The sequence below is a fragment of the Leptospira noguchii serovar Panama str. CZ214 genome, assembly GCF_000306255.2.
GTDB lineage: Bacteria > Spirochaetota > Leptospiria > Leptospirales > Leptospiraceae > Leptospira > Leptospira noguchii.
Map to the genome: position 1 here is coordinate 169,352 of NZ_AKWY02000031.1, position 11,511 is coordinate 180,862.

General features: G+C 40.5%; 22 protein-coding genes and 1 pseudogene. 20 read left to right on the top strand and 3 right to left on the bottom strand.

What is annotated here, in order from left to right:
* Positions 1–8 precede the first annotated feature (8 nt).
* Positions 9–362 carry a MerR family transcriptional regulator gene (locus tag LEP1GSC059_RS16720; protein WP_017213676.1) on the bottom strand — a complete coding sequence of 118 codons (354 nt, stop codon included), beginning with the start codon at positions 360–362 and terminating at the stop codon, positions 9–11.
* A gap of 73 nt (positions 363–435) precedes the next feature.
* On the opposite strand from LEP1GSC059_RS16720, the gene LEP1GSC059_RS16725 reads away from it, so the two are divergent.
* Complete coding sequence (locus tag LEP1GSC059_RS16725; protein WP_017213675.1) at positions 436–1,269, top strand: MORN repeat-containing protein; 834 nt, start codon at positions 436–438, stop codon at positions 1,267–1,269.
* A 152-nt stretch (positions 1,270–1,421) separates the two neighbouring features.
* Here LEP1GSC059_RS16725 and LEP1GSC059_RS16730 read toward each other — a convergent pair whose 3' ends face one another.
* Together LEP1GSC059_RS16730 and LEP1GSC059_RS16740 are read right to left on the bottom strand one after the other, a co-directional pair.
* On the bottom strand, positions 1,422–1,862 hold the full coding sequence (locus LEP1GSC059_RS16730; RefSeq protein WP_017213674.1) for a helix-turn-helix domain-containing protein: 441 nt from the start codon (positions 1,860–1,862) through the stop codon (positions 1,422–1,424).
* Between the two features lie 362 nt (positions 1,863–2,224).
* Positions 2,225–2,647: a transcriptional regulator gene (locus tag LEP1GSC059_RS16740; RefSeq protein ID WP_017213672.1), complete on the bottom strand. Its 423-nt coding sequence runs from the start codon at positions 2,645–2,647 to the stop codon at positions 2,225–2,227.
* A gap of 96 nt (positions 2,648–2,743) precedes the next feature.
* On the opposite strand from LEP1GSC059_RS16740, the gene LEP1GSC059_RS23260 reads away from it, so the two are divergent.
* From LEP1GSC059_RS23260 to LEP1GSC059_RS16820, 19 genes and pseudogenes are all read left to right on the top strand, one after another.
* A complete protein-coding gene (locus LEP1GSC059_RS23260; protein WP_017213671.1) occupies positions 2,744–3,064 on the top strand; it encodes a hypothetical protein in 321 nt (106 codons plus the stop codon).
* Entirely contained in the window at positions 3,061–3,279 is a 219-nt protein-coding gene (locus LEP1GSC059_RS16750; protein WP_017213670.1) for a hypothetical protein, read from the top strand. Before LEP1GSC059_RS23260 ends, LEP1GSC059_RS16750 begins: the two co-directional genes overlap by 4 nt.
* Positions 3,276–3,482, top strand: coding sequence for a hypothetical protein (locus LEP1GSC059_RS16755; RefSeq protein WP_017213669.1), 207 nt, complete (start codon positions 3,276–3,278; stop codon positions 3,480–3,482). Before LEP1GSC059_RS16750 ends, LEP1GSC059_RS16755 begins: the two co-directional genes overlap by 4 nt.
* Positions 3,475–3,750, top strand: a complete 276-nt coding sequence (locus tag LEP1GSC059_RS16760) for a hypothetical protein (protein ID WP_017213668.1) — start codon at positions 3,475–3,477, stop codon at positions 3,748–3,750. Before LEP1GSC059_RS16755 ends, LEP1GSC059_RS16760 begins: the two co-directional genes overlap by 8 nt.
* A 241-nt stretch (positions 3,751–3,991) precedes the next feature.
* Positions 3,992–4,465, top strand: coding sequence for a hypothetical protein (locus tag LEP1GSC059_RS16765; RefSeq protein ID WP_017213667.1), 474 nt, complete (start codon positions 3,992–3,994; stop codon positions 4,463–4,465).
* 4 nt (positions 4,466–4,469) lie between these two features.
* Positions 4,470–4,781, top strand: coding sequence for a hypothetical protein (locus tag LEP1GSC059_RS16770; RefSeq protein WP_235592132.1), 312 nt, complete (start codon positions 4,470–4,472; stop codon positions 4,779–4,781).
* Between the two features lie 15 nt (positions 4,782–4,796).
* Complete coding sequence (locus LEP1GSC059_RS16775; RefSeq protein ID WP_017213546.1) at positions 4,797–5,675, top strand: hypothetical protein; 879 nt, start codon at positions 4,797–4,799, stop codon at positions 5,673–5,675.
* Complete coding sequence (locus tag LEP1GSC059_RS16780; protein WP_017214154.1) at positions 5,672–7,384, top strand: DDE-type integrase/transposase/recombinase; 1,713 nt, start codon at positions 5,672–5,674, stop codon at positions 7,382–7,384. The genes LEP1GSC059_RS16775 and LEP1GSC059_RS16780 overlap by 4 nt, the downstream gene beginning before the upstream one ends.
* A complete protein-coding gene (locus LEP1GSC059_RS16785; protein ID WP_017214153.1) occupies positions 7,381–8,385 on the top strand; it encodes an ATP-binding protein in 1,005 nt (334 codons plus the stop codon). Before LEP1GSC059_RS16780 ends, LEP1GSC059_RS16785 begins: the two co-directional genes overlap by 4 nt.
* A 27-nt stretch (positions 8,386–8,412) precedes the next feature.
* Complete coding sequence (locus LEP1GSC059_RS16790; protein ID WP_017213549.1) at positions 8,413–8,739, top strand: hypothetical protein; 327 nt, start codon at positions 8,413–8,415, stop codon at positions 8,737–8,739.
* A gap of 15 nt (positions 8,740–8,754) precedes the next feature.
* On the top strand, positions 8,755–8,922 hold the full coding sequence (locus tag LEP1GSC059_RS23775) for a hypothetical protein (protein ID WP_017213550.1): 168 nt from the start codon (positions 8,755–8,757) through the stop codon (positions 8,920–8,922).
* A 9-nt stretch (positions 8,923–8,931) separates the two neighbouring features.
* Positions 8,932–9,527, top strand: a pseudogene (locus LEP1GSC059_RS16795) (host-nuclease inhibitor Gam family protein).
* Complete coding sequence (locus tag LEP1GSC059_RS23780; RefSeq protein ID WP_017214152.1) at positions 9,524–9,673, top strand: hypothetical protein; 150 nt, start codon at positions 9,524–9,526, stop codon at positions 9,671–9,673. Before LEP1GSC059_RS16795 ends, LEP1GSC059_RS23780 begins: the two are co-directional and overlap by 4 nt.
* Before the next feature lie 2 nt (positions 9,674–9,675).
* Positions 9,676–9,870: a hypothetical protein gene (locus LEP1GSC059_RS24410; RefSeq protein WP_061251080.1), complete on the top strand. Its 195-nt coding sequence runs from the start codon at positions 9,676–9,678 to the stop codon at positions 9,868–9,870.
* Complete coding sequence (locus LEP1GSC059_RS16800; RefSeq protein WP_017214150.1) at positions 9,854–10,171, top strand: hypothetical protein; 318 nt, start codon at positions 9,854–9,856, stop codon at positions 10,169–10,171. The genes LEP1GSC059_RS24410 and LEP1GSC059_RS16800 overlap by 17 nt, the downstream gene beginning before the upstream one ends.
* Complete coding sequence (locus tag LEP1GSC059_RS23455; RefSeq protein WP_017213555.1) at positions 10,149–10,373, top strand: hypothetical protein; 225 nt, start codon at positions 10,149–10,151, stop codon at positions 10,371–10,373. The genes LEP1GSC059_RS16800 and LEP1GSC059_RS23455 overlap by 23 nt, the downstream gene beginning before the upstream one ends.
* The gene (locus tag LEP1GSC059_RS16810) at positions 10,373–10,738 is read left to right on the top strand and encodes a DUF488 family protein, N3 subclade (protein ID WP_017213556.1); all 366 of its coding nucleotides are present in this window, start codon (positions 10,373–10,375) and stop codon (positions 10,736–10,738) included. The genes LEP1GSC059_RS23455 and LEP1GSC059_RS16810 overlap by 1 nt, the downstream gene beginning before the upstream one ends.
* On the top strand, positions 10,735–10,992 hold the full coding sequence (locus LEP1GSC059_RS16815; RefSeq protein WP_017213557.1) for a MazG-like family protein: 258 nt from the start codon (positions 10,735–10,737) through the stop codon (positions 10,990–10,992). Before LEP1GSC059_RS16810 ends, LEP1GSC059_RS16815 begins: the two co-directional genes overlap by 4 nt.
* Positions 10,993–11,120: 128 nt before the next feature.
* On the top strand, positions 11,121–11,511 hold a 391-nt coding region (locus LEP1GSC059_RS16820; RefSeq protein WP_036057865.1), incomplete at its 3' end, for a hypothetical protein.

Here is an 11,511-nt window from a genome sequence, read left to right on the forward strand (position 1 = left end):
CCGCTCGTTTATGATTCTTCTCGATCGCAAAAACGACTTTGAAAAAATTCATCCACTCCAATGCGAGAATAGAGAACCGTTCCATCGTAAAACTTCCAAAATTTTCCTAAGAGTCCTTCGCGGCGATAATAGCTAATTCTTCGCACGCTTCGCTTGAGTAGAGCTGCAACTTGTTGCGGCGTCATGGTATCTTCCGGATCTTTGGGTATTGCTGGATTCGTTTGTAAAGTAGCAGAACGTTTTTGCTTTAACTCTTGGATCGGTATGTTTTTAAACAAAGAACCTTCGGTCGTATATCCTGTTACAGTTTGTTTAATATTTTGTTTATTAGATTTCTGAGAGGTCTTACTTTTTTTGGCCATACGGCAGACCAAAACTAAGTTTTCGAATTGTCAAGTCCGGTTGGATATTGATTGTTTTCATCTGGAGTAAAAAATGAAATCAATCAGTATCACAATTATCTTATTTATCTTTTTCTTAAATCCGATTTTTGCGGAAGAGAAAACCCGTATGTGTATAGAAGGAGATTGTCAAAACGGAAAAGGGAAATTACAAAATGAAGAAGGTGTAATCGGAGAAGGTAATTTTAAGAACGGAAAATTTCATGGTTTAATAAAAGTGTATGAAGCAAATAACCTCGAAAGAATTTCAACGATGTATTTTATCAATGGAAAGATCGATACATCTAAACTGGTTTATAGTTGGTTTGATAACGGAGATCATTACGAAGGATTCTTTGATTCTAAAATGGATCCTCACGGAAAAGGGAAGCTAACGTATCTGGATGGAAGTGTTCAGTGTGTTTACGAAGGCTCTTTTGTAAATGGCAAGAAACACGGCCAGGGAAAAATCAAATGCGAAGACGGAACCACCGAATCCGGAGAATGGAAGAACGACAGAAAATATTTTATAGTTGAACTCGACTTTGTATGTCGCTCGCTCCAACGAGTAGACAAGTGGGAAGGCGGAACCGTAAACGGAAAACTGAAGTTCCGAATCATGCGGAACGCAAATGATTTACAAACCAACTTAAAAAACTGGGAGGGAATCCAGGTCGGCGACGATTGGAACGGTTACACAATTGCCGAAGCCGAATACTTTGACAAAAACGTGATTGCCACATTTCTGCTTTTTATTCCATCAGGGATGAGCAAAGATTTTGATAAACTTGTCGCGCGGACGAGAGATATTCAAATTCATGGAAGAGCGATCGCCGTAGCTCATGCAGAAAAACGTTATCCTGTTATATACGTTGACAAAGTGCAATGAAGAGAAAAGGAAAATGAATCGTCTCATCTCATGTGAGACGATTATGAAAACTACAGACGACAAATTAAAAACTCTTCTTTATAATTTTGCAAGAGATTTAAAAAAAGAAACAGCCTCGCTCAAAGAGCTGATCGAGATATATCACATAAAAATTAGTCATGCTTTTCAGGAAAAAGTCGGTCGAAAAAAATCTTAAACAGCTTTGAGTCGGATCGACTGAGTTCCAAAATTCTTTCTATATCCTTTCTTATCCCCGATTCATCGATCTGTCTGATAAAAACTCTATCCCGTTCAATTTCCTCAAACCGATCATGATTTTCCGGAGTCAGTTCGGAGAATATTTCCGCTGGGACCTTTTTCTCTCCATCCCCAAATAATATCCAAAAGGGGTTATATCCGAGTGATTTCATTAACGCATACGCAAAGTCAAAGCCTACGGGCCTCGCACCTGATAAATACCCATTTAACGTGGGAGGCTTGACATTTCCCGCCTCAGCCAATTGGTTTTGCCGAAACCCTGTCTCTGATAAAATAATCCTGATTCGATCGGAAGGATTATTATTTTTGGCATATTTTTGTTGAGAATTTATCATTGACTTTTAAAAATAACACAGAATCATTCGCGCATGTGAATCGTGTTTTATTATCGGTATTTTTTTGTGTCAATCAAGGATTATTTTTGCTGAGACGTCATGATTTGTCTATAGCAGTTAATATACTAAAACGCTACAACAAAAATTCCGGGAACTGGGGTTGGAAGATGGATATTCAAAATAGTAATTTTAAACTGGACGATAAAGACGAGCATCCGTCTGTCCCCATCCTTACTGATTTTTTTAAGACTCATATTCACGAATTTTTAAATACAGGCTTAAGGTTCGACGTTTTAGCGCATTATTTAGCAGTAGAGACTTCCATTATTCTAAAACCATGGATCAATAAAAGTGATAGTTGATCACTTTTTCCAGCTATCCAGTATTGCACGTATTACACTCGATTCACTCTCTGTTAAATCTCGGTTTAGATCTAAAATTTTGTCCACGATACTCTTGGCAACAGGCCGTTTCCTAAGGATCTGAATTATTTGAAACTCAGCATTCAATTGATCATCGCGCCCTTTCTCAACTTCGGGATCAGAAAACATATTCCCAACTTCAGTCAAAAGCCAGAGCGGATTTACATTATGTTTAATTTTTAACTTACGAATTGCTTCGGCTGAAAGGTCTTTAGTCCTCTCATTAATTAAATCATTAATTCTCCCTGGCGATAACTCCAAAGAGTCGGCCAATTCCTTTTGATTCATATTTAGAACTTGTAGTAATTTTTCAATTTGCTTTTTCAAAAAAATACCGATTTCGGTAAAAATTTTAATAGACAAATACCGTATTCGGTATTATGCTAACCTACAGGCTACCCCGTGCATAGAGAAAGCATCGGAAAAATAGGCCATAAAATCAAGGAGAAATCAAATCAAATGAGCGCAAGGAATATTGAACTGAATTGGATGCACCGATTTCTGAAGTTCTCAAATTGGATGCCTTCGTATTTTAAAATCTCGCTCCATTGGATCGCGGTTGGGTATTTCATTCCTTGGAATTACATAGAAGAGATTCAGGCAAATGGATTGCGAATCTTAAATCTAAAAATGCGTAAGGGTTTAAGTGAATACGATTCGTCACGGCAATTCCTACACGTAGTCATCACAATCATAAGCATTGATTTTTATACAAACATCTATTCGCGTGAAGGCTTCTATATTCAAGCCGATGCTCATGTCCTTGGAGTTAAGGCATGAACGCGATCCAACAACGGGAAGAGATTCAGCGCGAAATTGTATATCGTTACAAATACGTAAGTAAATTCGCAAAACATAATAATCTAAATGAGCGATTAACGTATGAATTTTTTGCCGGACGAAACAACAATCGCAGAGTGATCGCCGCACTCAACACAGAAGGATTCAAAAATATCCAACTGGTTCTCACTAAAGATACAGGAAGCGCGGCATGAATCCAACGCTCGGAATCAAAATACATCGCAAACGAGTAGCTGACTCGGTGCTCAAAATCGAGAACACATCAGACAAAAGTCCAATAGAAATCTTACTCTCTCGTTGTGCAATCTATGAATATTTCATCGATGATGCCGGACTAAAGAAACAATTCACCAAGTGGGTAGAAAAGAAAAAAATTCAGGATAATCAAAATGGCTAATCTTAGAAAATATGATCGCGTCCGCAGCCGTTTCCTTTGCGACCACGTTAAACTGTTGAAAGGCCACGGACTAAACGTCTACACAGTTTTTGATCGTTGCTGGAGCAAGGTCCCGGATGCCCTCATCAAAAAGCTCAACGGAGAAGAGCTATCTCAATACATTCGTCTGCACATTCTGCCTACGGAACTTTCCACCCAAGCCCCTCAAAACAAAGAAGGGTATAAAACGAAAAATCCAAAAAGCCACACGGTAGAAAAATTCGCATGAAATTTGTTAATCCAATCTTTCCAACATCCGACTTGTCTGATTGCAACCCAGGCAATTCCTCTTCCCTCGGTGGAGGTAACTCCATCGAGGGCATTTTTTCGGATACTATTGCTATTTCAAATATTCCACGATGCTCCGGATGCGGACAGTCCTCAGTAACAGTTTACCAGTTCAAACTCTGTAAGACATGTTTGAATTTGTCTTTCGTAAAACTGAGACCCTTAATCGATTCGGTAAGAATATGACTCTCCTGACGGTGGCAAAATTCTTTTTAGAAAATCCTAATGTTGGATTTCGTCCGACACACGTTGCACGAAACCTTAAGCGTTCGGAAAAAACAATCTACCGAACGATTCAAATTTTAATGTCCTGGCAATTCATAGAGGAATGTAACGGGATCTACATTCTCAACCCCGATACGATTGAGGGTAAAAGCCAAATTAAAAAAGCTAACGGAACCGGAGCCGTATACATATTGATCCACCTCCTTCCGGGCAAAAGCTTCTTTTCTGGAGAATTCAGACTCCTGACAGGGATACAATCCCTCGAACGTGCAAAGCGCAAGTTACTGCAAACAAATCTAATCTTGCCAGACCAAGAGAACGGTTTGTTTTTTTCAGAAAGTTTTCGCTGGCAGCTTGTTCCAAAAATTCAAATCAAACTCGCACAAGCTACGAGCCACCTACGGAGCCTCAGGAGGATTTATGGAAAATGAAAATATGCCATCATTAAAAAAAAGCCTAATGATGGCACGTATTCCCAGAGGCAGACATTTGCCATTAGAGTTATTGAAAATCTGTAAGATTAGAGAAGGTAGGAATACATTACGTGCAATCTCGATGGCATATAACGTAAACCAGGGAGACCTATCCCGTGTTATATCCGGCAAGCGAAACACAAAAGCTCATATTCAGATTTTAGAAATGGAATTTGGAATCTCCATCGAAGAAGTCCGAGCAATCTGGAAACGAGATGCGGAACGAAAACGAGAGTTAGGCAACACGGCCAACGAACTCAAAGATCAAACTTAATCAAATGGGTAGAATATGACAACCAAATCAGCGTTAGACGAATACAAAGACGAAATAGAAGACTCGGACAACAACGTATCGCAACCGGAAACGGCCCTGACAATTCCGAGCGCAAGCGAGGCGAGAGAGTTCTCGCCGGAACAGCGAAAGGCCTTGGCTCAATTGTATATCACTCAAGCCAGGGTGAACATCTTTCAAACCGCTCTCTCATTAACAGCAATTCGCAACCTCGAACTGTTTCATGAGCTTGGATATTCCGGATTTCATGACTGCGTAGAGCAAGAACTCGATATGAGCGGCAGAGTTGCATTAGAATATGTGAATGCGATCGAATCGTTTGGACTGGGTGACCGAGTTAAACAACTCATGGAAGCATCTCCGAAACGATTCCTGCAAGCTGCCAAGGAAGTCCGACTCAAACAACTCGAAGGGGAAACCTTAACCCTTTCCGACGGAACAGTCGTTTCCGCGGAAGAGTTTTTAGAGGAGCGGATTTCCTCTTTAGAAAATTCTTCAAAGAAAAAAATCAAATCCCTGGAAACGGAAAATCAAACCGTAAAGGCCGAAGCGGAACTCCTCCGAAAAAAACAAGCAACCCTGGAAAAGTCGATCCAGAAGAAAGACGACCAAATTGATGTTCTTCGGAAATCCAAGGACATCGATCCGGATAAACTCCTAAAAATCAAGAGTCAAAGAGAGGCGGAAAAAATTATCGATGAGTGTAACGCATCGATCCTTGACGCGCTGCAACGAATTGAATCCATCCCGGAAGAATCTCGAAACGGTGGGTTAGGAATCTATCTATCTCGAACAATCGCGACAATGGAAATCTCGCTCAAAACATTAAAGATGGCGTGGTCGAGCCATATTTTTCAAGGAGAGACGCAAGAGTGAAACAATTAGATCCAGATTTGTTTTACGAATTCTATTCGGCTTGGAAAGAGGCTCCGTCAAAACATTCCAAAGGTGAAATGATGCGTAAAGCAGCCGCCACCTTTGGGTTGTCGGAAGACGCAATCCGTAGAAGATTCGAAAAATTTAATATTGGATCAGAGTTAGCCGTCGTCTCAGGTCAGATAAAATCAAAGCGAAAATCAAATCTAAATCCTGAACGAATGGATCTCCGGGAAACTGAAGCGAAGATAATTGCCGAGATTGTTTATTCAAATCTGTCTGGCAAAAATCCGAAACCACTCTCAATGAAACTTGCGTTAAGGAGGGCACGAAACAGCGGACAGATACAACTGCCTTGGACCGAATCCACCGCAAACCGGTGGTTGAACCGTCTCGGTCTCGGACGTCATGAAATGCAATCGGAAGAGGCATCACGAACGTGGAAAGAACCGTATTCGAATTCTACGCACATGGTCGACGCGTCCGTTGCAGCCAGGTATTTTTTAAACCCACGCGGTAAAATCGAACGCCGCTGGTTTCTGGACGACAAAGACGAAGAGACCGCAATGCTCAAAGACAACCTGATCAAAGTGTGGATTTATTCTCTCGTAGATGTTTACTCAAAAGTATTTTATCTTTGGGCCTATGGCGGAAAGGCGATTACGCCAGGAGCGAAACATCGGGGCGAGAATACGGCGGACTACTTTGATTTTTTCAAGCGCGCTTGGATGCCTAAAGTCGATCGCCGGAACCCATTTGAAGGAACTCCAGAATATCTTTATAACGACAAGGGGTCTGGACTCAAAGGTGCTAAAAACGCACTTACGCGACTCGGTGGAATCATCGTTAAAACACACACACCAGGGCGGCCCAAAGCAAAAGGTCCAGTCGAACGTAGAATCGGAATTTATAAAAACATCATAGAACCCGCGATCGACGGCAAGAAGTTTGCAGACCTCAAGGAATTGAATGATTTTCTAACGTTATATACCATTCACGAAAATCAAATCAGTGGACGATTTGATCTCTGGCTTGCAGGAACAAAAGACAAACCAATCAGGCGAATTACAGAGCAAAACTTTTACGACGCTACAGTAACATTCGATAATCGAGTCGTCAACAATTACGGCTGTATCGAATATCGAAATCATTCCTATGGAGTCGCTTTGGATTTGGTAGGCCAAAACGTCACTCTCTTCAGAGACCGCGAAGGAAATCTCGTAGCAGAGGATAAATTAGGAAATCTTTATATTTGCAATCCGGACGGAGCAAGAAGTATATCGCAACATACAGGATACCAAACGCAATCATCGGACACATGGCTGAAAACCGATCGTATGAAGTTACGTGAAGATATCCGTGATGGCGCCAAGAGACAACGTAAAATTTTTACGATCGAAGATCTTTATCCAGAAGCAGAAATGGAAAACCTACGATACTTTCCTGCAAATTCAGTCCCTGTCGAAACTCCCGCAACGATGGCACCAAGTGAGTTCACCGAATTGGAATCGGCGTGGAGCTACATCGAACGACGTCTTTTAATCTATCGTTCCGAAATGCCAGTTGAACTTTTTGAAGCCGTCCAGGGACGACTGAATTCAAGCCTTGCCCTCAAAGGCTCGATTACTAACCAAGAAATATATGAACTTTTGAATATTCTGAATAACATTGATTTTGAATCTAACGATTCTAAGGAGAACGCGGAATGAGTTTTGTAGATACGGAAAACACAAATAGGGTAATTAGAGCAATCAAGCATGCCGTCGACAGTTCCGGTTGGGAGTGCGTCGTCGGACATGTTGGCGCAGGTAAGACGTTTCTATACGAACACATGCTACATTTTTGGCGCGATTATCCGAATAGGTTTCAAGTAATTGAAATGGGAAGATGCTATGAAAGTTTCGATTACAACATCAATCAGATTATGAAAGTGATGATCTCTGAACTTAGTCCGGATAGAGAAATTCCCGGAAACGCTCATGCGAAACAACTGATTCTTAGAGAGATCCTTACTGCCGCTTTTAAACGAAAGCGTAAGATCGTTCTATTATTCGATGAGTCACAGGCTCTCTCTGGCAAACTTCTTAGAGACCTAAAAAAGATTCATGAGATTAGCATTCCCGAAAAAGAAAATCTTTTCTCAATCGTCATGTTTGGAAAAAACGAAGGCCCTTGGCTTCGCTCTTTGATTAAGACTCAAGAGATTGGATGGAGAATTCGCAAGACGAATTTGGAACCGCTTAAAGACAACGAAGTTCTTTCATTCGCAGAGCGAGCTTTCGAAGTCAAATTCGAGTCTGGACAGAATGGACAAAAGTCTCGTCAGATTTTTATCCAGAACACATTCCCGACTCCACTCGGAGTGAAACATCAGATCCAAAAAATCGAGAGAACATTCCCTGGATGGAATCGAGTTCTCACTTATGATCAAGCAAAGATCATCTTTCCACAATCCTTTGGAGAAATACTCAAAAAACTTAAGATCACTCAACGTGAAGTAGCAAGAAGAGTTCGAGAAATTACGGGTAAAGAATTAAGCAAAGCCGCAATCTCTACATATCTAAGCGGTGACGAAAGTGACATTAAGAAATCAAGACTGAGTCTTGACGGTCAAAAGATGACGTTCGAAGCGGCTATAGATCTAATCAGAGATCGTTCACCGGGTGATGTTCAGTCTGCGGAAGTCCTCCTAAGAACAGCAAACGAATAACGCAATATTTTAATATTGAGAGGTAACATGAAAATCGCAAACCAGGAAGAACACAATAACGCTCTGCAAAGAGTAGCTGAAGTCAAAAAACAGATCTCTGAATTTAAAACGAATTCGGGAGATCTTGAAACTGAGGTTACACTTTTAGAGGAGGAGAAGAAAGAAACGATCCAGCTTTTAGAAGAGGAAAAGAAAGTAAAGATTCAAGCGATCGATGACAAAATCAAAACCGTAAAAGATCGATTGAAAACCGCAAAGGAAGAACAAAAGAAAAATCTCAAGTCACTCGAAAGTGAATTGAAGGATCTTCAATCTGCTTTGGGTGAATTCGTCGTGGATCAAGTCGCGGTATAAAGGAAGGAGAAACGTATGGCGATTGCAAAGAAGAAAAAGGTTGCGAAGAAGAAAGTCGCTACCAAAAAAACGGGAAAGAAGAAGAAGCTAAAGAATCAGGTTCCACCTGCTAAAGTCATTCCTTCCTCTGCAAGCGGAGTCGCAGTAGACATGACTCCTGAGAATTCGGAACCGAAAGAATAGGAGGTCATCGTGGCTAAAAAGGAAAAGACGAGTAAAAATACATTAGTTGATTTACCGGATAACAACTACGTAAACCGCGATGACCTCACCCAAGCCGTGTGCAACAGCTTGGGGAGTTCAAACGCCAGAGAGATCGAATCACGAGCGAGACAGACGACCAAATCAGCAAGCTCCAAAACGATCTTCAGGAAAAGATTTCCCCATTGGACTTAAAAATCCAACACATTGCGGCTGGGATAAAGCACTTCGTGGATCATCATAAGGAAGATCTCTTTCCTGATCCAGAGTATAAAACCTGCAAATTGACCACAGGTATTTTAAAGTTGAGAAGAATTCCGGCAAGTGTCAAGACACGGGCAACGCAAAAACTCTTTGATAGAATTCTTTCAGAGAATGGTCTTCTCAAAAAGTTTAACAGTCTCGTTTCTCGATTAAGCGGTGTCTTCCTTCGAGTTAAGTTGGAGTTGAACAAAGAACAGATCCTTGCGGAACCATTGAAGGCAATGCAAAAAATCGGGGTAGAACTCAACGAAGAATCCGAGCGTTTATACATCTCTCCATCCGAAACGGATGTAGAAATCGAAGCGATCGGAGACGCCGCATGAACGAACTTCCGCTAAAAGTTCGCAAGGTTTTGGAAACCATCCAAGACCTTGCAGCAACAGATTCAAACCAAAGCGACAATGTTGATCAGATATTTTATCTCGTGGAATGGATCCTGGATAAATATCCGACTGAGTCAGGACTTTAGTTATGAGCCACGAAGAGGATCCCATTGATTTAAAACGCTCGGAGGATCTTTGGATAAATCACTGTGAAAACTTCCTTCGTCGCGGTTGGACTCCAAGACGTTGGAAGGATCTTCCAGACTACTTAAAAACTGAACGGATGCGAAAATACTATGTCGAGTTAAGAAGGAGAACAGAAAGCAATGAGCATTCAAATTAAAACGATCCAAAGATACGAAGAAGTGACTCAACTTTTGTATAATATTCGAAAATCTCTCTTCTTTGATGATCTAAAAAAGCATGAAAGAGAAACATTAGAAGATCAAAAAAACTATCTCGAACCTGAGAGAGTCGCATTGAAAAACTCTATCGATTTCCATCAAGCATACGACCTTCTTGATTCGGATTCAGAGACCGCAATTATGAAACTCACTGAGCTGGGTTGGTCTGTTGAAGAGTGGGAATTCGAGAATGATACTTGGAGAAGCAAAGATCAGCATGAGTCAATTAGAAATTTTTGAATTGGTTCTTATGTATACGGTCATGGGAACTCTCACTATCTGGTTACTGGTTGGAATTTTTGCTCTTTTCCTCTGGTATCTTATATTTCGAGTTCTATTCAAAGAACCGATCCGAATCGAAAGAAGTGGTTATCAACCACAAGAAAATTTAAACAACAACGGAAATAAATTTCCACCACAGGAAGGGTCAGGAGGGGCATAATGAAAATCGTAACATCCTATCATCATAAAACCGATAAACTGCTGGCAGCCGGATACGTTGTTTTTAATATTTCAAGATTTTCCCCTCGCTGGATTGCAAAGGGGAAACAAATTCAATTTAAAATACTGGCTCCCACAAAAGAAATGCTAAATGAAGGATATGACTGGAAAAAATTCGATTCTATTTTAGAAAATTTGAATGTTATGGAAATAATTGATCAACTCAAAACACTCTCCAACAATAATCCAATTGCATTGTGTTGTTATGAAAAAGATCCGGTTGAATGCCATCGATCTCGTGTAGCACTTTGGTTTATCAAAAGCGGATTTCATGTAGCGGAATATAGGGAGGTAGATAATAAGTGAGAGAAAACATTTTTAAAGAGATCTCCGAAGAACGCGATAAACAAGATTTAAAGTTCGGTCCACAAAATCACAAACCTGTGGAATGGTGTATGATACTTGGAGAGGAAGTTGGCGAAGTTCAAAAAGCCGCCCTTGAATCTTACTTTAGATACGAAGGTAAAAATCATGATTACTCTGAGTATAGAAACGAACTGATACAAGTTGCCGCTGTATCTATTTCGATGATTGAATGCTTCGATAGAAATCGGAAGTAAATGGAGATACTATGGATGCACCGAGTCAAACGGGGTGTATGGGATATTATCGGAATGGGTCTTGTAAATGCCGGGATTTTGAAGAGGAATTTGAAGGATCAAATCGAACCATTTCTCAAAAAAACTATATGAAGGATACAGTTGAAGAAGAGAAAAGAAAGCAACGTTTGAAACAGCTTTTTGCTGTTGGACGAAATATAGGGTATTCAAAGGAAACTCTTCAAGAGATTAGCTCGTCTTTGGCAATGGGTGAAAGACTAAGTTTTCTTTCCGAAAGCCAAATTCAAAAGATTATCGATTCATTAAAAAAAGCACATCCAGGAGTCTTCAGAAGATCACAGAGACGAGATAAGAAGAGATCCATTCCAAAATCTCAGGTCTTCTCAATTCCTTCAATAGACCAGAAAGAAATGACCAAAATACTTCTCTCTCAAGTGAATAAAATTGCACCGTATCAGATTTCTTTGGAATCGATGGCTCAAAAAACCTTCAAAATTCCTTCCGAAAAACTCTCCTTTC